At 70.2% G+C, this 18341-nt stretch carries 16 protein-coding genes and 1 pseudogene; 12 read left to right on the top strand and 5 right to left on the bottom strand.

Features of this window, described 5'->3' with window-relative positions; translation table 11 throughout:
- The first annotated feature begins 6 nt into the window (after positions 1 to 6).
- From A5728_RS02910 to A5728_RS15050, 4 genes and pseudogenes are all read left to right on the top strand, one after another.
- Entirely contained in the window at positions 7 to 1419 is a 1413-nt protein-coding gene (locus tag A5728_RS02910; protein ID WP_064845618.1) for a hypothetical protein, read from the top strand.
- Positions 1420 to 1434: 15 nt separating this feature from the next.
- Positions 1435 to 2343: a glycosyltransferase family 2 protein gene (locus tag A5728_RS02905; RefSeq protein WP_255359871.1), complete on the top strand. Its 909-nt coding sequence runs from the start codon at positions 1435 to 1437 to the stop codon at positions 2341 to 2343.
- A complete protein-coding gene (locus A5728_RS02900) occupies positions 2337 to 3596 on the top strand; it encodes a lipopolysaccharide biosynthesis protein (RefSeq protein WP_064845616.1) in 1260 nt (419 codons plus the stop codon). Before A5728_RS02905 ends, A5728_RS02900 begins: the two co-directional genes overlap by 7 nt.
- Positions 3597 to 3805: 209 nt before the next feature.
- Positions 3806 to 3880, top strand: a pseudogene (locus tag A5728_RS15050) (hypothetical protein); the annotation flags it as partial.
- Here A5728_RS15050 and A5728_RS14675 read toward each other — a convergent pair.
- Genes A5728_RS14675 through A5728_RS02880 form a run of 5 tightly spaced genes read right to left on the bottom strand, consistent with a single transcriptional unit; the run spans position 3876 to position 8122 of the window.
- Positions 3876 to 4433: a zinc-binding dehydrogenase gene (locus tag A5728_RS14675; protein ID WP_064845615.1), complete on the bottom strand. Its 558-nt coding sequence runs from the start codon at positions 4431 to 4433 to the stop codon at positions 3876 to 3878. The pseudogene A5728_RS15050 and the gene A5728_RS14675 overlap by 5 nt on opposite strands.
- Positions 4434 to 4442: 9 nt before the next feature.
- Positions 4443 to 4649, bottom strand: coding sequence for a hypothetical protein (locus A5728_RS14405; protein ID WP_197493074.1), 207 nt, complete (start codon positions 4647 to 4649; stop codon positions 4443 to 4445).
- 60 nt (positions 4650 to 4709) lie between these two features.
- The gene (locus A5728_RS02890; protein WP_064845665.1) at positions 4710 to 5711 is read right to left on the bottom strand and encodes a GDP-L-fucose synthase; all 1002 of its coding nucleotides are present in this window, start codon (positions 5709 to 5711) and stop codon (positions 4710 to 4712) included.
- A gap of 59 nt (positions 5712 to 5770) precedes the next feature.
- Positions 5771 to 6811, bottom strand: a complete 1041-nt coding sequence (gmd, locus tag A5728_RS02885; RefSeq protein WP_035964951.1) for a GDP-mannose 4,6-dehydratase — start codon at positions 6809 to 6811, stop codon at positions 5771 to 5773.
- 51 nt (positions 6812 to 6862) lie between these two features.
- A complete protein-coding gene (locus A5728_RS02880; RefSeq protein WP_064845614.1) occupies positions 6863 to 8122 on the bottom strand; it encodes a glycosyltransferase family 4 protein in 1260 nt (419 codons plus the stop codon).
- Positions 8123 to 8645: 523 nt separating this feature from the next.
- Between A5728_RS02880 and A5728_RS02875 the strand changes: the two genes are divergently transcribed.
- The 8 genes from A5728_RS02875 to A5728_RS02840 all read left to right on the top strand — a co-directional run bounded on the left by A5728_RS02875 (position 8646) and on the right by A5728_RS02840 (position 18254).
- Positions 8646 to 10319, top strand: coding sequence for a hypothetical protein (locus A5728_RS02875; RefSeq protein ID WP_231885484.1), 1674 nt, complete (start codon positions 8646 to 8648; stop codon positions 10317 to 10319).
- A complete protein-coding gene (locus A5728_RS02870) occupies positions 10307 to 11452 on the top strand; it encodes an alpha/beta hydrolase family protein (protein ID WP_064845612.1) in 1146 nt (381 codons plus the stop codon). Before A5728_RS02875 ends, A5728_RS02870 begins: the two co-directional genes overlap by 13 nt.
- Entirely contained in the window at positions 11449 to 11904 is a 456-nt protein-coding gene (locus A5728_RS02865; protein ID WP_064845611.1) for a holo-ACP synthase, read from the top strand. The genes A5728_RS02870 and A5728_RS02865 overlap by 4 nt, the downstream gene beginning before the upstream one ends.
- Before the next feature lie 82 nt (positions 11905 to 11986).
- The gene (locus tag A5728_RS02860; RefSeq protein WP_064845610.1) at positions 11987 to 12241 is read left to right on the top strand and encodes an acyl carrier protein; all 255 of its coding nucleotides are present in this window, start codon (positions 11987 to 11989) and stop codon (positions 12239 to 12241) included.
- A complete protein-coding gene (locus A5728_RS02855) occupies positions 12234 to 13439 on the top strand; it encodes an acyl-CoA dehydrogenase family protein (protein WP_082943188.1) in 1206 nt (401 codons plus the stop codon). The genes A5728_RS02860 and A5728_RS02855 overlap by 8 nt, the downstream gene beginning before the upstream one ends.
- Positions 13436 to 14377, top strand: coding sequence for a hypothetical protein (locus tag A5728_RS02850; protein WP_064845609.1), 942 nt, complete (start codon positions 13436 to 13438; stop codon positions 14375 to 14377). The genes A5728_RS02855 and A5728_RS02850 overlap by 4 nt, the downstream gene beginning before the upstream one ends.
- Positions 14374 to 15480 (top strand): DUF1839 family protein, encoded by a 1107-nt coding sequence (locus A5728_RS02845; RefSeq protein WP_064845608.1) that lies wholly within the window; start codon positions 14374 to 14376, stop codon positions 15478 to 15480. The genes A5728_RS02850 and A5728_RS02845 overlap by 4 nt, the downstream gene beginning before the upstream one ends.
- Positions 15481 to 15485: 5 nt before the next feature.
- The gene (locus A5728_RS02840; protein WP_231885483.1) at positions 15486 to 18254 is read left to right on the top strand and encodes a glycoside hydrolase family 2 protein; all 2769 of its coding nucleotides are present in this window, start codon (positions 15486 to 15488) and stop codon (positions 18252 to 18254) included.
- The last annotated feature ends 87 nt before the right edge of the window (positions 18255 to 18341 follow it).

Below are 18341 nucleotides of genomic sequence, written 5' to 3'. Positions count from 1 at the left end.
AACACGATGACTCCTTTCGGCTGGGCCGTGTTCCTCCTGGGGGCCACGACCGCCGTGGGTGCGCTCGCGCTCATCCACATCTGGACCAGGGACCGGGTGGACGGGCTGAACCTGCGGATGTGGCTCGTGATCAACTTCCTCGTGGCCAACGTCCTGTCCGGATTCGCCCATGTATTGGGGTGGTCCAGGGACCGCGGATTCTACGAGGCCATGTCCGGTACTCCCGCAGGTGCTACATCCGGCTTGACCACGGCCGCCTGGTCGACCTTCTTGGGCATGTGTGCCCTCTGGGCGGGGCTGACGATCCCGCGGCCGCGGATCCTGGCCGCACACCGTGGTCCCCGACAGGTTCCCCGGCGCCCTCTGATACCCGAACAGTTGTATTCCTTCGTATCCCATCACCGGGTCAGCATGGGGGGCCTGGCTCTCGTACTCGTAGCAGCGGGCGCCGTGGGACTCGTGCGAGTGATGGGCGCCACGACCGACCAGACCGGCGGGCGGATCATTTCCGTGGACGGCGGCAATGCCCGCTACGCATTCCTGGCGGGTTGGCTGCCGTGGGGCATTACGATCCTGGTCTTGGCGCTCGCGAGCCGGAAGCGTGTGCCCGGCCCAGCGGTGTGGAACACCATCATCCTGGTGGCCGGGTTGGCCGCATTGGGCGTCAGCGCCACGTGGAACGGTGGGCGTTCCGAGATCGCCTACGTGGCATTTCCTCTGCTGGCTCTGATGCTGCCCCGGATCAACGTCCTGCGGTGGCCGCTGATCGTGGTGGGCGTGACCGTGTTCGTGGGGTTTATCATCGCGACCACGGCCCGGCGCGTAGGTGCCACCACGGACCCGTGGTCGTTCGTGGATTGGCAATGGGGGCGGTTCTCCATGGCCGCCTGGGCCGAGAACCACGTCCAGTTCCACGGGGCGCTCCACGGTGAGACCCTGTTGAGCGCCCTGCTCAACGTCCCGCTTGCGCTTCTGCATTTCGCGGGTATCCCGGCGGAGAATCCTTTCCGGTCCATGGTGCAGGTCTCGGGATACGACTTGTTGGGTGGGGAAGACCAGATTTACGTGGTTCCGGGGCTCAGCGCAGAAATGATCCTGAATTTCGGCCTGCTCGGTGCGATCGTCGGCTACTTCGTGTTGGGGCTGGTGTCTGCCATGGTCTCCGATGCCTACAGTCGCAGCCGGAGTGAAACCAATCGGTTGTTGTTGGCCACCGTAGGATCCACGCTCGTCTTCCAGGGCATCGTGGGGCAGCTGGAGTCCCTCGAGGTGTTCTTGACGTTGTCGATCCTGCCACTGTGGGGGTTGTGGATCGTTGAACGCATCTTCGGCCGTGGTGATACGAAATCACCGCCCGCGGGAATAAGATCTTCACCGGCCACGGAGCTTTCACCGCGGACACCGGCAGTTCACAAATAAATCAGCTCAACGGGTGTGGAGGGGCGACCTCCGCGTTCCCGGGGCTTCATCAACGGGGAGTGGACCACTTTGCCCAGGCTTACTGTCATCATGCCCGCCTATCGGGCGGGCGCCACCGTGGAGAGCGCCATGCGTTCCACGCTGCGGGCCATGCCGCGGGACGCGGAGTTGGTGGTGGCCGTGGACGGCCCGGACGGCGAGACCGAACGCGCGGCACGCCGCGTGACGGACCGCCGCGTCGTCGTGCGTGCCAACCCGGTCAATCGGGGCACCGTGGCATGCATGCGTCACGCCCTGGAGACGACGGACAGCGAACTCGTGGCGAAGATGGACGCCGACGACGTGTGTTTGCCGTGGCGGTTCCGTGTTGAGCTCGCGGCCATGCAGCACGCGGACATCGTGTGCGGCAGCGGCATCCGGTTCGGCCATCGCGCCGTCCCTCGACCCTCATACCTGGGGTCGCTCACGAGCAAGGAGGTGGGGCTTCTGTTGCCGTTCACGAATCCGTTGTTCCACCCGAGTCTGTTGGCCCGGCGGCAGACACTTCTGGACGCCAACGCGTACGCCACGCCCTCGGCTGCGGAGGACTACGTTCTATGGGTCGATGCGCTACTCAATGGGTCCACGATCCACAAGACGGCCACCGCGGTGATCGCGTATCGGATCAGTGCGAACCAGATCTCCGGCGCCCCAGACTACCTACGGCGGGTCAAGGACGATCCCCAGGTCGATCGCGCCTATCGCGCCTGGGTGGAGGCCTTGGGGATGTCTTGGCTGATGGACAACGGGGGAGGGACCATGCACCCCGTGGCCACGCGGGCGCAGCTCGAGGACGTAGTAGAGCGAGCCCGGCCACGGACCCGGCCCTATATGCGCCGACAGTTGTGGAGGAACGCCACGCTCATCCCGGCGCCGGCATGCTGAACCAGATCAAGTCGCTCATCGAGCGCGCGATCCCGCGGATGTCCTCCGCGATCGTGATCCTCACGCTCGCCGCGTTCACGTCCCCGCACTACGTGGGTATCTACAACGTGGTGACCCTGCTCTACACGGCCATCCAGGTCACGATCGACTCCGGGGCCCGGTTCGCGGTGATCCGCGTGCTGACCGAACCCGGGGGCATGAAGATCATGAACCGCTACCGGGTGATCATGCCCGTCCTGGCCTTCGTGATCCTTACCGGGCTCATGCTGTTCCTTCTGCACAACGGGACGCTCGAGAACTGGGGCGAGTTCTTCCAGGTGCTGCCCGTGGCGCTCGCGCCCGGTTTCGGGGCCCTGGGTCTGCTGTACGTGGGCACGCTGCAGGCCACCAACCAGTGGGGGACCCTGGCCCGGATGCAGTTGCGGGCCTCCCTCGTGGGTCTGCTCGTGGGCGGGACCATCCTGGTGCTGACCCACTCGCTGCTGGGCCCGGCCCTGCAGCTGGCCGTCACGGAGGGCATGTTCGCCCTGCTGTGCTGGCGCCGTGCGCGCCGTAACACCCAGCCCCTGCCGCACTCCACGCCGGGCGAGCGTTCGATCCTCTCCGACATGGGCACGATGTCCGGCTACGCGCTGGTGTCCTGGTTCCAGGGCCAGGCCGAGCGACTGTTCATGGCCGTGTTCGCCGGCACCGCCGTCCTCGGTACCTACACCGCGGGCAGCGCCGTGGGCCGCGCCCCGGGGGACGCCCTGGCCGCGTCCACCGCGAACGTGGTGCGTGTGGGGATCGCGGACAAGGAGACCCCGGAGGAGATCCGGAGCGCGAGTGACCATTTGTTGCTGCGCGCGCTCATGCTCGCGTTCGCGTGCGTGCTGATCGCCCTCACGGCGAGCGTGGTCCTCACGCCCCTGCTGGGTGGCGACTGGAAACCCGCGATGTCCATGGTGCCGTTCATCGCCATGGTGTCCTTCCCCGTAGTACTGTCCTGGGCGGCCTCCGTGCTGCTCGTGCGCACCGGTGCGGCCTGGAAGACGTTCGTGGGTCCGGTGATCGGCGTGGTCTTCGGTGCGCTGATCGCATGGGTCGCGTCGTTCGACCTGCACCTCGCGGCCACGCTGCTGGTCATCCGTGAGTTCGCCGTGGTCCTCGTCGCATACGTCCTGGTGGGACGCAGTGCGCCGTGGCGGTCGTTCCTGGTGGCTGCGGTCCTCTCGACCATCGGGCTGGCGGGCTGCTGGCTCCTGGTGGCGTAGGGCCAACGCACAACCCGTTCCCGGTCTGCGGACGCAGCATGACGCCATGACCACCTCGACCCCGGCGACCGGCCGGTCCACCTTCCTGCGCGGGCGCCTCGACGAGCCCGCGGTCACCGGCGGCGGGTCCCGCGGCGGCGTCGTCCTTTGAGGCCGCAACGGGTACGACGACCCCGCGCCCCTCCCGCTCCCCGCTCACCCGATGGTGGGTGGCCGCGGCGGGGGTGGTGCTGATCGGGGTGGTCGCGTTCAGTCGGCTCTACCTGGGGTACCACTGGCTCACGGACGTGACGGCCTCGCTGCTGCTGGTGATCGCGATCCTCGGCCTGGTCGTGGGCGTGGACGCGTGGCGCCCCACGGCGCGGCGGGGGGTGCTCCCTCGAGCGTGAGCACCGCCTCGATGGCCTCCTCGAGCACGGCGATCACACCGGTGCATTCGATGGCGTAGTCCGCTGCCCCTCCGGTGATCTCCCGGATCCGTTCCAGCGAGTCCTCCTTCCCGGAGGTGATCACGTGCGTGGCCCCGTAGCGCTGGGCGAGCTCCAGGCGGGAGTCATGCAGGTCCACCGCGATGATCGTGGCCGCGGCCGAATTGCGGGCAGCCCTGATGGCCCCGAGCCCCACGGCACCCACACCGTAGACCACCACGGATTCACCCGGGCCGGGATTCGCGGTGTTGAGCACGGCTCCCGCCCCGGTGGTGATACCGCACGCGAGGGGGCCCGCGAGTTCCAGGGGAACGGACTCGTCCACGGCCACGTTCTCCACGCCCGCGCCGATCTTCGTGACGATTCCGGCACCCTCGTGGCCCAGCACTCCGGGCAGAGGCAGCGGCATGTTGCCCGCTTAGGTGTTCAGGTCCGTGTGGCACAGGCCCGTGGCCACGATCTTAACCACAGCCTCACCGGGACCCGGCTCGTCCACGGTGAGTTCTTCCCACCGGAACGGCGCATCGACGTGATCGACCACGTAGGCGTGGATGTTCATGGCCGCCTTCTCGAGCAGGGCGCTCGGCTCTGAACGCCGGGCTCCCATGCTATTTGCGGTCGGCACGCCGCGGCCATCCCCGCGGGGCAGCGGAGATGGCCCGCATCGCGTGGGGCATCCGGTCGCTCAGACGCCCCGCGCCTGCTCGCGATTCGCGCGGTACCAGGCCACGGCGTCGTCGAGCCCGGTGGGCAGGTCGATCGAGGCGGACCAGCCCAGCGAGCGCAACAGGGAGACGTCCATAAGCTTGCGGGGCGTCCCGTCCGGCTTGGAGGTGTCCCACGAGGTGGTGCCCTCGTACCCGGTGGCCGAGGCCACGAGGCCGGCGAGTTCCTTGATGGTCACGTCCTCGCCGGTGCCCACGTTGACCTGCTGGGGCCCGTCGTAATGCTCCATGAGGTACAGGCACGCCGTGGCCAGGTCCGACACGTGCAGGAACTCGCGCCGCGGTGAACCCGAACCCCAGTTGGTGATCTCGGTGTCACCGGCACGCACGGCCTCGTCGTAGCGGCGGATCATGGCGGGCAGCACGTGGGAGCCGGACGGGGAGAAGTTGTCCCCGGGGCCGTAGAGGTTGGTGGGCATCGCAGAGATCCACGGCAGCCCGTACTGGCGTCGCATCGACTGCACGTGCAGGATGCCGGCGATCTTGGCGATCGCGTAGGCGTCGTTGGTGGGCTCCAGGTACCCCGTGAGCAGCGAGTCCTCGCGCAGCGGTTGTTCCGCGAGTTTGGGGTAGATGCAGGAGGAACCCAGGAACAGCACGCGTTCCACGCCGGCGGTGCGCGCGGCGTCCAGGATGTTGAGCTGGATCCGCAGGTTGTCGGACAGGAAGTCCACGGGCTGGGAATTGTTCGCGCCGATCCCGCCCACCTTGGCCGCCGCGAGCACGAGGTAGCGCGGCCTGTGCTCGGCTATGAACGCCTCCACGGCCGCACGGTCCCGCAGGTCCAGCTCATGGGAGCTCGCACCGATCAGGTTCTCGAAACCCTCGTCCTGGAGGTGACGCCAGATGGCGGAACCCACGAGACCGCGGTGACCGGCCACGTAGAACGGCGCGGAGCGGTCCAGCGCGCCGGGGGTGTAGGCGACGTCGTCGGTCGTGCGGGCATCGGCCGGGTCGCTCACCGTGTGCGGCCAGTGCTCCTGGCCGGCAGCGGTGTCCCGGCGGTTCGTCACGTCCGCGCTCACGCCGCGTGCTCCGGCGTCCAGATGCGCTCGGACACGGTGTCGATCCACGGGGAACCGGCGCACTCCAGGGCAGCGCGGTCCGCGTCCACCATGATCCGCGCGAGCTCCGGGGCGTGCACCGTGGCCTTCCACCCGAGCTTCTGCTCGGCCTTGGACGGGTCACCGATGAGCGCGTCCACCTCGGTGGGGCGCAGGTAACGGTCGTCGAAGCGGACGTGCTTCTCCCAGTCCAGCCCAGCGTGCTCGAACGCGGTCTCCAGGAACTCGCGCACCGTGGACGGGCGGCCCGTGGCTAGCACGAAGTCCTCCGGTTCGTCCACCTGGAGCATGCGCCACATGCCCTCCACGTACTCCGCCGCGTAGCCCCAGTCGCGCACGGCGTCCAGGTTGCCCATGTAGAGCAGGTCCTGCTTGCCCGCCGCGATCGCGGCCACGGCACGCGTGATCTTGCGCGTCACGAACGTCTCGCCGCGGCGCGGGGACTCGTGGTTGAAGAGGATCCCGTTCACGGCGAACATGTCGTACGCCTCGCGGTAGTTCTTGGTGATCCAGTAGGAGTAGATCTTGGCCGCGCCGTACGGGGAGCGCGGGTAGAACGGGGTGTCCTCGTTCTGCGGCGGGGGAGTGGCCCCGAACAGCTCGGACGTGGAGGCCTGGTAGAAGCGGCACTTCACCCCGGCGCGGCGCACGGCCTCGAGCAGACGGACCGTGCCGAGGCCCGTGGTGTCACCCGTGTGCTCGGGCTCGTCGAAGGACACGCGCACGTGCGACTGGGCCGCGAGGTTGTAGACCTCATCCGGGTCTATCTCGCCCAGCAGCGTGACCAGACGGGCGGCGTCGGAAAGATCGCCGTAGTGCAGGAACAACCGCGCCTGCGGGTCGTGCGGGTCCTGGTACAGGTGGTCGATGCGGGACGTGTTGAACGTGGACGCGCGGCGGATCAGGCCGTGGACCTCGTAGCCCTTGGCGAGCAACAGCTCCGCGAGGTAGGAACCGTCCTGCCCGGTGATGCCGGTGATGAGTGCTTTCTTGGTCATGAGTGGTCTCCCCTGTGTGACGTGGTACGTCGGGACGGGTGTCCCGGCCGATCAGGAATGCAGTGCCGCCGCAGGCGCGGTGGTCTCGGTGGGTAGCAGTGCGCGCAGCGCGGTGCTGAAGGCGCGGACCGCGGCGCCGGCGCTGAGCACGTCGCGCACGTAGCGGCGTCCGCCGCGGTGCGTGGCGCCGCCGGTCGCGATCCACTCCTCGTGCAGTTGCAGGGCGCCCGCCACGAGTGCCTCGGGATCCCCGGGCGCCACACGGATGCCCGCGTCCGCGGCGTCGAGCTCGGCGGCGGACGGGCTCTCGGCCTCGACGGCCGCGAGCACGGGACGGCCAGCGGTGAAGTAGCTCGTGAGCTTGCTCGGGACGCACATCTCCTTGAGCCCTGGTCGTTCGTTGACCAGCAGGACGTCCGCGGCGCGCAGCAGTCCGGCGTAGGTCTCGTCGTCGACCCCGGGCAGGACCTCGAAGCGCGGCGTGCGCCGGGCCAGCTCCTCGAGCTGCGGGCGCTGGTGCCCGCCGCCCACGAGCACGAATCGCAGCGGCGCTCCCGTGCGCTCGGCCACGTCCGCGGCCGCGGCGACGTTCGCGAGGTCCTGTTTGGCCCCCATGTTGCCCGTGTGCAGGACGACGACGTCGCCCGCGCCCCACCCGAAACGACGCCGTAGTTCGTCGGTGTCCACCGAGGGGGTCTGGGAGATGTGGGTCCAGTTGCGCACGGTGCTGATCCGGCGCGCGGGCACGGCCATCTCGCGGCGCAGGTAGTCCGAGAAGCGGTCGTGGATCACGACCACCCCCTGGCACGAGCGCAGGAAGGTGCTCTCGATACCGCGCATGACGCGCGCCACGGGTCCGCTCGCCGCGCCGGTCTCGGTGAGCCCGGCGGTGTAGATGTCCTGCACCCACGCGATTACCGGCGTGCGGCTCAGCGCGGCGCGCACCCGCACGATCGCGGACGAGAACAGGGCGGGGCTCACGACCACGACGGCGTCGGGATCGCCCCACGCGGCGGTCGCGGCACGCAGACCGAAGACGATCTCCATTCCCAGCCGGTGCAGCTGTCCGGCGTCGTGGGGAACGGGGTGCGGCACGCGCAGGACGGGTACGCCGTCGATCTCCTCGTGCGCGGCGCGGCGGTGCGAATACCCTTCGTGGACGCGCCACTGCGGGTAGTGCGGGAGACCCGTGATGACCCGGGCGTCCCATCCCTCCTCGCGCAGCGCGCGAGCCATGCCGGCGGTGTACGGCGCGATGCCCGTGTGTTCCGGTGAATAGTTGAGTCCGATGATCAGGACGCGTGCTGCCACGCTATCTCCTCCCCCATGAAAAGCGGAGCAGCTCAGCCGCTGCCGCTTTTCCCGAATGGGCGGACTTCCCCAGTCCGCCTCCGCGCCACGTGGTGCAGCGATGCCTCATGGCTGTCCCACCGGGAGCGGTGAATGTCGCCGAAACACGAATCCCGCGTGTCCCGACGTTTGCCATCATAATCGTGTGCACAAGCACCTAACACCACAGTGGTGACAATTCTGTGTGGGCTCATATAGGTACACGTCGGTATCGCCTCAGGTGGGAGCGCGAAAAACAGTGATCTTGATGTAAAACCACACATTAGGGGACGGTAATCTCGGTCACGACCGGCGTCTCCCTGGCTATGCTTTATGAGTGCAAACATGCACGACTCCCGCGGGGAACGCCGAAGCGACGCGGAGTTCGGGGCATCGATCCGCACTTCGGGGTGGGGCCCGGTCTTCGAGAGGGCACCCCATCGCCACGGGGGACGTGCGAAGGGGCGCGGCTGAGGCGCACCGGAGCAGAACTGGGGGAGATTTCATGCGTATTGCCGGGCAGGCAACTTTCTTGACGGACCACGACCACACCATCCACGCGTGGGTCCACGGCCCCGCGGACGATCGTGTGCGCGGCGCCGTGATCGTGGCGCCGGCCTTGGCGCGCGAGGAGGTCGTGAGTCACCGCAGCATGCGCCTCGTGGCCGCGCGCGCCGCGGAATCCGGGTGGCTCGTGATCCGCCTGGCGTGGAGCGGGACCTCCGAATCCGGTGCGCGTCCGGCCCTGAGCAACCCGCTCGAGGTGTGGCACGAGGACCTTGCGGTGGCCCACCGTGCCGCGCGGGAGCTCGTAGGACCTGCTCTGCCCGTGCACGGGATCGGGCTGCGCATCGGTGCGGGTGTGCTCGCGACCTCACCCCTGCCGTTCGATCGGCGCGTGCTGTGGGAACCGGTCTCGGGCGCCGTCTACATGCGCCAGTACACGGGCCTGCGGCGCACGAGCGGGTTGATCCTGCCGCCCGAGGTCCCCGATGGCGTGGAGATCGGCGGCGCACACTTCACCGACGCCGAAGCCGCGGCCATCCGCGCCCTACCGGATCCCCGCAAGATCAAGACCCCGGGTCTGATCATGGTGCGCGAGGAGGACCGGCGCATCGCCAAGAAGTTATACGGCGTGGCCGCGATCTACGCGAAGGCGAGCCCGGAGGCGATCGCCGCCCTCGTGGGTCGACTGGACGATTCCGTCCCCACCACGTCCCACAGGGAGGACTGGGTGGACGTGAGCGGCTGGCGTCCCACGACGACCGCGTGCTTCCATGTGGCGGAGTTCGGCGCGGAGGTCCAGGAGGACCTGCTGGAGCTGGGCCCGGACCACTTGCCGGCCTCCTACACCCACCCCGTGGGCCGCGACGGCACCGGGGCCGGCGCGGTGGTGCTCGCACCGCCGTCCGCGGACCCCAAGGACGGGCCCACGGGACTGTGGACCGTGCAGGCACGCCGACTCGCCGCGCGCGGTGTCCCCGCGCTGCGCATCGAGCGTCACCACTGCGGTGACGCCGCTGGCCTGGACGAGGTCAAGGACATCAACCCTTACACGGGGCAGGGCGTGGCGGACCTGGACCTGGGTGCCGCGTGGCTGGCCGAGCGCACCGGGGAAAAAGTCACCGGGGTGGGGCTGTGCGTGGGCGGCTGGCTGGTCGCCATGGCCCCGCCCACGAGCGCCATGACCACCCGCGTGGTGCTCAACAACGTGGCGTGGCGCGCGGCGGAGAGCTACTACGACAAGCTCTATCGCAACTGGGACGTGGACGCCGTGCTGGAACAGCTGCGCACCATGAGCGACGTGGAGGTCACCACGAGCTGGCGCACGCGCGCCAAGGACCGGGTGCGCCGCCGCATGCCGTACATCGCGTGGCTCGTGCTGGGCCGGCGCAACATCCCCAACGTTCCCGAGGTGGTCATGGAGTACGCGTCCCGGGGCGCCGAGGTCACGTTCTACTTCGGGCCGGAGGACGGTCTGCTCTTCCAGCAGGAACGCGGGGAGGAGGGTCTGGCCCGGTTGCAGCGCCAGGGCCGCCGGATCAGGGTGGCCCACGTGCCCGCCCTGGACCACTCCCTCCAGGCCCACGCCTCACGCCTCACGGCCCTCGAGATCGTGGACGCCGCCCTGGGCCTGAGCCCCTCACCCGCCGAGGAGGTCGTCCCGTGCGCCGTCTGAGAACACGCAGCGCCCGCGCGCTCGCCGGGTGCGCCCTCACGGCCGTGCTGCTGAGCGGCTGCGCGGCCGGCGGGTCCGGCGACCACGCGCCGTCCTCCTCCGGTGAGAGCCTGGGTTTCGACGACGCCGCGCTGTCCCGGGTGGGTTTCGCGGACCCGCAGCAACTCACGCAACCGTCCCACGGGATCACCGTGACGGGTGCGCGGGGGCTCTCGGAGCGGGCCGCGGAACTCGCGGTGAGCACGGACCAGGTCTCTGCCGAGGCCCCGGGCGGGCGCAACTCGGTGGTGGTGATCACCCCGCAGGACTACGACCCCGCGAAGAAGTACCCGGTGGTGTATCTCCTCCCGGGCAGCGGTGCCACGGAGGCCCCTGCCCTGCAGTGGTACGAGGCGGGTCAGGCCGAGCAGCTCACCCAGGGTCTGCCCGTGATCACTGTCATCGTGAGCGGGGGCAAGGTGGGCTGGTACTCGGACTGGGCGTCCCAGGAGGAACTCACGCAGAACTGGGAGACATTCCACCTGGACCAGGTGGTGCCGTGGGTGGATCAGCACCTGTCCACCAGGGCGGACCGCGAGCACCGCGTGATCATCGGCAACTCGATGGGCGGGTACGGCGCCATGCGCTACGCCGAGCAACGTCCCGATCTCTTCGGGGAGGCCGTGAGCCTGTCCGGGTTGCTGGACCTGTCCTCGGATGAGGCCAAGCAGACGATCGCCACGGGATCCCAGGAGGCCACGGGCCGCACCGATTCGGTGTTCGGCAACGGCTCGGTCACGACCGAGGAACAGTGGCGTGCGAACGATCCCGCGGTCCGGAGCGGGGAGCTCAAGAGTGTCCACGTGCAACTCTTCGCCGGCCGGGGCAACGGCCAGGAGGGGGACATCGAACCCGCTCTGAAGGACACCACGGTGACCATGGCGCGCGAGCTCGAGTCACAGGGAGTGGATTACCAGTACACCGAGTACGGCCAGGCGGGCCAGTGCAACGGCGGCCACGAGTTCCCGTGCTGGACCCCCGCGGCCACGGTCGCCCTCGGGCGCTGGGCCGATCGGGTGGGCGTGAAGCGCACCTCGCCCCAGCCGTCGGTGCCCTCGGCATTCGAGGACGTGACCTCACGGAGCTCGTCATGACGAGCGCGCCCGTGACCGTGACACGCGGGACCGAGGCAGGGGACGGCGTCGTCGGCGTACCCCGCGTGGGCTGCGACCTGCAGGAGGTCGCGCCCGTGGCCGAAGCGCTCGCGCAGCGCGGGCAGCGGTACCTGCGGGCACTGTTCGCGCCCGAGGAGATCGCCGACCTCACGCGTCCGGACGGACGCCCGCTCGCGGCGGAGTCCGTGGCGGGGCGCTTCGCGGCCAAGGAGGCCGTGCTGAAGGTCTTGCGCCCGAGCGCCGACGACGCCGTGGCCTGGCCCCAAATCATGATCCGCGCGGACGCCCACGGTGCCCCTCGCGTGGAACTGCGGGGCACGGCCGCCCGCCTGGCCCGCGGCGCCGGACTCGGGGCGTGGAGCGTGAGCACGTCCCACGACGGAGGCTTCGCGATGGCCGTGGCCCTGGCCATCCGCTCACCCCAGCCCTGACCGGAGGCCAGACCACCGCGCCGACCGGTACCCGGGGCGCGGACATCGAAAACCACCACATCAACCGAAAGAGGTTCACCCCATGGATTCCACCGCCATCGAGACCACCGTCCGCTCCGTGCTGGGCCAGCACGGGAAGCTGTCCGAGGACGCCGGGACGATCGCCGCGGATGCGGACCTGTACCGCGCAGGCATGACCTCCCACGCGTCCGTGAACGTGATGCTGGGCCTGGAGGACGAGTTCGACATCGAGTTCCCCGAGGAGCGCCTGACCAAGGCCACGTTCACGTCCATCAACTCCATCACCGAGGCCGTGGAGGCGATCAACAATGACTGATCATGCGGTACTGACCGACACCCCGCAGCGGGGTGCCGAGGACACCGACCGGGCCGAGCGGGTCGCCGCGCGCGCGGAGGCCGTGGCCGCCGTGGCGCGCGAGTTCGCGGACGCGGTGGACTCGGAGTCCCGGTTCCCGCGGGAGGCCATCGAGGAGGCCCGCGCCCAGGGCCTGTTGGCCGCGCCGATCCCGGAGGCGGACGGCGGGCTGGGCTACAGCATCACCGAGCTGTGCCGGATGCTCGAGCGCGTGGGTCGGGAGTGCACCTCCACGGCCATGATCCTGGCCATGCACCACTCCCAGGTGCTGTGCCTCACCCGCCACGCGGACACCGACTTCCTGCGGGGCTACACCCGCCGTGTGGCCGCCGAGGGGCTGTTGTTGGCCTCCGCCACGACCGAGGCCCAGATCGGCGGGGACACCCGCAATTCCACGTGCGCCGTGCGCCCGATCGAGGACGGCCGGGTGGCCCTGCACAAGAGCTGCCCCGTGATCTCCTACGGTGCGTACGCGGATGCGATCCTGGTGACCGCGCGGCGCAGCGAGGACGCGGCGTCGAGCGACCAGGTGCTGTTGGTGGTCGAGGCCGAGAACCTGCAGCTGGACCGCCAGCGTGGCTGGGACGCCCTGGGGATGCGGGGCACGTGCTCCGAGTCCTTCGAGCTGGACGCCACCACGCCCGCGGACGCCATGTTCACGGTGCTGTTCGAGACGATCTCCGCGCAGACCATGCTCCCGGCGGCCCACTGCCTGTGGGCCTCCGCGTGGTTGGGCATGGCTACCCAGGCCGGGCTCACCGCCCGGTCCGTGGTGCAGAAGGCCGCGCGCAAGACCCCGGGGACCACACCGCCGTCCGCGCTGCGGCTCGCGGAACTCGAGGTGCAGCTGCAGTCCATGACGGACGTGGTGCGCGCGAGCGTGGCCCGCTACGAGGCCGCGTGGGACGATCCGGCCGTGACCGAGTCCATGCAGTTCGCGATCGCCATGAACACCCTCAAGGTCTCGGGCGCGGAAGCAGTGCGCCGGATCGTGGGGGACGCCATGGTGATCGTGGGCATCACCGCTTTCGCCAATCGTTCGCCCGTGAGCCTGGCCCGGTTGTACCGGGACAGCATCGGGCCCTCGGTCATGGTCAACAACGACCGCATCCTGCTCCACACCGCCACACTCCAACTCGTTTCCAGGGGGCAACGATGAGCGCCACGGACACCACACAGGACCTCTCCCAGCTGCAGGACACCTTCCGCGGGGGCCTCGAGGCCCACGGCTGGTTCCTGCCCACCCTCGGGGACGGCGTGACCGGGCTCGGTCCGCAGGCCGAGGACGTCGTGCAGGGCATCGCCGCCGCGGCCCGCAAGGTCGCGGCGCGGCTGTCCCCGGACGCCGGCACGCGCCGGTTGCGCTTCCCACCGGTCAACGGGACCCGGTTGCTCGAGCGCACGGACTACGTCGCGTCCTTCCCACAACTGCTCGGGACCATCTCCGCGTTCGAGGGCGACAACAAGGCTCACCGTGAGCTGCTCGCCACGTACGAGGAGCACGGTGACTGGTCCGCCCAGCTCACCCCGGCCGGCCACGCGCTGGTCCCCGCGGTGTGCCACCCCTTGTACGCGTACCTCGAGGGCTCGCAGGTGGACGGCTCGGTGTTCGAGCTCGTGGGCGAGTGCTACCGCCACGAGCCCAGCCCGGACCCCATGCGTTTCGTGACCTTCCGGATGTTCGAGGCGGTGTGCCTGGGCACGCCGCAGGAGGCCCGGGAGCACCGCGAGAAGTGGCTCGAGGCGGGGACCAACCTGCTGAGCTCCCTGGGGCTCGAGGTCCAGGCGGACACCGCCAACGACCCGTTCTTCGGCCGCGCGGGGCGCCTGCTCAGCGCGGGTCAGCGCGAGGCGCAGTTGAAGTTCGAGATCCTCACGGAGGTCTACCCGGGGCATCCCACCGCGATCGCCTCCGCGAACCTGCACGAGGACCACTTCGGGGAGAGCTTCCACCTGCACACCGCCGACGGCGCCGTGGCCCACTCCGCGTGCTTCGGCTTCGGTCTGGAGCGGGTGGCCCTGGCCCTGGCCATGCGCCACGGTTTCGACACCGCCGCGTGGCCCGCGACCGTGCGTCAGGAACTGGGGTTGCCATGACCGCCGTGACCGTGAACCACGGTGGGTCGGCGGGTACCGCGTCCGTGCGGGAGCCCTTCGGCCACGAGGTCCTGGCCGTGCGCGGGTGCGAGTCGCTCACCGTGGCGAACGCACCGCGCTCCGTCCTGCACGACCCGGCGGAACCGTGGTCACCCACGAACTGCTACATGGACGTGTGGATCGGTCTCACCGCGACCCTCGGGTTGGACCCGCTGCCCATGCTCGGGGCCGCGTTCAGCGCGGACTTCCTGGGGGACCAGTGGGAGTTCCTCAAGCCCCGGCAGGAGGACCTTGAGACGCTCTACGGCCTCACGGTGGGGGAGTACGACACGTGGCGGCCCCTGGCCGAACACGTGCAGCTGGTGATGTCCCGCGGGGACGCCCTGATCGTGGAGGTGGACGCTTATCACCTCCCGGATACCGAGGGCGTGTCCTACGGGCGGGCCCATACCAAGACGTCCATCGTGCCGTTGCGCCTGGATCCGGTCGCGGGGGAACTCGTCTACCTGCACAACGACGGTGTCCACGTGCTGCACGGGGAGGACCTCGACAACGCGCTGGGCACGGGTGTGGGTTCCGGGTGGGTCCCGTACCCGTACGTGGAACTCGTGCGACTGGACGGCATCCGGTCCCTGGCGCCCGAGGCGCTGTGGCAGCGCGCCGTCGAGATCGCGCGGGGGCACCTGCGCCGCGCCCCGGACGCCGGGACGGGCAATACCGCGCACCCCGATCCGGCCGACCGGCTCGTGGCCGCGATCCGGGAGCACGTCCCGGTGCTCGCCGAGCGGGGCATGGAGTACTTCCACCAGTACTCGTTCGCGACGACGCGCCAGGCCGGTCTCACGTCCGGGCTCGCCGCCCACGCGTGCCGGTACCTGTCCCGCGGTGCGCAGGAGTGGCCGAGCGACTTGGACGCGGAGCAGCTGATCGAGGCCGCCGAGCAGTTCGACGCCGCCGCCGGCGCCGCCAAGGCCCTGCAGTTCAAGCTCGCCCGGGCGGCCTCGGGCAGGACACCGCGGATCGACTCGTCCGCGGAGGCGTTCGTGGCCGGGCACACCGCGGGCATGCGCGTGGTGCGTGAGGCCCTGGGCCTGGGGGAGTGACCGGGGTGCGCGACGCCGCGTGGACGCTCCGGCGCCTCGACCCGTCGCAGGACCCGGGCGATGCCCTCGCTCGTGGGATTCCCGCGCGGGTCCCGGGGACGGTGTCCGGTGCCCTGCGGGACGCCCTCGGGGAGGACCGCGTGGCCACCGTGCTGGCCACTGACGGTCCCGACACAGTGTGGGAGTACCGCACCCGGGTCACCACCGCCGGTAGTCGGCACCGGTTCATGTCCACGGGCGTGGCCACCGTGGCGCAGCTGCTGGTCGCGGACCGGGTCGTGCACGAGTCCCACAGTGCCTTCGCACCGTGGGACGTGATCGTGGAGCTACCGTCCGGGCCGTGTGAGATCGCCCTGCGGGTCCTGCCCACGGCGTCCGTGAGTGTGCCGCGCAAGCCGCGCGCCCGCTGGTTGTCGCCGCTCGTGTCCGACCGCTCCCTGCGGTGGCGCCGCACCCCGCTGATCGGCTCGATCGACTGGCCCGGTGCGCTGCCCGTCCTGGGTCCGTGGGGCGGCCTGCGCGCTGTCCCACTTCTTTCTTCCGCCGACGACGACACCCCCCACCCCTCGCTCGGACTCGTACCGCGCGCGGTGCGCACGCGGGTCGGGGAGGACGGTAGCGGCGTCGTGACCGTGGAACTCGGCCCGACCACGGGTACGACCCCGGATCTTTACGCGGACACGGCCGGGAGCGCGGGCGCGGCCGCGGAGCTGGCGGACGTCGGATGCTCAGCGGACCCGGACGTTCCGGTGGCCCGCGGCGCTGCGGTGGAACATGCGCGTGAAACCGTACACATCACCGTGGAGCCTCCCTATGAGGTGGACGCGCAGCCGGTGACCGCCGAGCGCGTCGTGACCGCGTCCGATGCCACATCGCGCGAAACGTTCACCGTGGACGTGACCGTGCCCGACCCCGCGATGTGGTGGCCGCACGGGATGGGCGAGCAACCGCTGTACCGGGTGCGGGTGCGCACCGGGCAGGGGGAATGCACGTACGCCGTGGGGTTCCGGTCGGTGTGTGCCGAACCGCGGGACCGGGACCATCGCGGTTTGGCCCTGCGGATCAATGACGTCCCCGTGTTCGCGAGGGGTGCCGTGTGGGCCGGTGCGGACCCCTTCGAGGTGGCCGCAGACCCGCAGCGCACCCGCGACGTGCTGGAACGCCTGCACGCGGGCGGCAGCACCATGATCCGCGTCCCGGGAACGGCGTGCTACGAGACCGAGGACTTCCACCGCGCGTGCGACGAGCTGGGTCTCATGGTCTGGCAAGACGTGGCCCTGGGGCCTCAGGACCCGCCGGACGATTCCGAGTGGCGCGCCGGGCTGCGCCACGAGGTCCGATACCTCGCCTCGCGGTTGGCCTCTCATCCGTCCACGGTCGTGATCTCCGGGGGCACCGAGGTCATCCAGGCCCCCGTGCTCGCAGGCCGGCCCGCCGAGCAGTGGCGCACGGACGTGGTCCTGCGGGACGTTCCCCGTGCGGTCGGGGAGGCCGATGCGGACGTGGTGGTCGTTCCGTCCTCTCCGTGCTCGGACGCGGACCTGGACGCCGCACAGCACGCGTACGAGACGGGCGAGGCCTCGGGGGAGCGGGCGGCGTCGTCGTCGGTGCCGACCGTCGCTCCCACGGACGCGGCCGACGGCGTGTCCCACTACTTCGGGGTGGGGGCCTACGGGCGACCGCTCGAGGACGCGGTGACCCGCGGGGTGCGGTTCGCGGCGGAGGCGCTGGCCTTCGCGGTGCCGCCGGAACCCGCCGCGGTGCGGGAGCAATTCGGGACGGACGGTCCGCTGGACGATGGGGATTCCGCGGACGCGTGGCGCGCCGGTGTGGCCCACGACCCGGGGGCGGAATGGACCTTCGAGGACACCACCGCGATCTATGTCCACCGACTGTTCCTGGACCGGGACAGCGATCCGGACGCCGGTCTGGCGACCCCGGGGCAGCCCGCGTCCGACAGCGCAGGGACGGGTCACGTCGAGCGCCTCGAGTACGAGCGCGCCGCGCTCGCCCACGTGTTCCAGCGGACTTTCGCCCAGTGGCGCAGCGAGGAGTCGCCGTGCCAGGGAGCGCTCGTGCTCTCGGCGCTGTCCATGGCCGCGGGGCCCGGGTGGGGTGTCCTGGATGCTTCCGGGCGGCCCACCGCCGCGTGGTACGGGATGCGCCGGGCGTGCGCGCCCGTGGCCGTGTCCTTCCTCCCCGCCGGCGGCGACGGACTACCCGTCCATGTCTGGAACGACGGCCCGACCCCGCTCACGGCCACGCTGCGACTGACCGTGGCCACGGTGCACGGCGGCTGCCAGCAACCCCTCGACATCCCGGTCACGGTGCCCGCGCGCGGCGAGACCGTGATCCGCGCGGACCTCGCGGACGGTACGTTCCGGGACCTTGACCACGCGTACGGTTTCGGCGAGCGGGAGTACGACGCCGTGTCCGCCCAGCTCGTGAACCCCTCCGGGTGTGTGCTCGCCCGGGACGTCCACCTGACCGGCGGACCGCGACGCAACGATGCACCCGATCCGGGACTCGACGCTCACTGGGTCAGGACGGAACAGGGGGAGTGGTCGGTGGCCGTGACGGCGTTCGGACTTGCGCGATTCGTGGCACTGGACCTGCCCCGCGGGGCCGTGGCCGAGGACGGCTACGTCCATGTGCTCCCGGGTGAGACGGTGCACGTTCCGGTCAGCGGAGCCCTCACCGACGAGGGTCGTGCGGCCACGCGGGTGCGGGCGCTGGGCGTCCCATCGGTTCCGGTGGGCGCCGAGTCCGAGTAGCCGACGATCTATCAACGGGCCGGGTGAAGCGTCACCTCATGACGGCCCCATGAGCCGTATCGACGAGAGAGCCCCGCACGTGCTGGC

This window comes from Kocuria sp. ICS0012 (assembly GCF_001665945.1).
Lineage (GTDB): Bacteria > Actinomycetota > Actinomycetes > Actinomycetales > Micrococcaceae > Kocuria > Kocuria marina.
The sequence above is the reverse complement of the archived record's forward strand: the minus strand, read 5'-3'. Positions and strand labels throughout refer to the sequence as shown.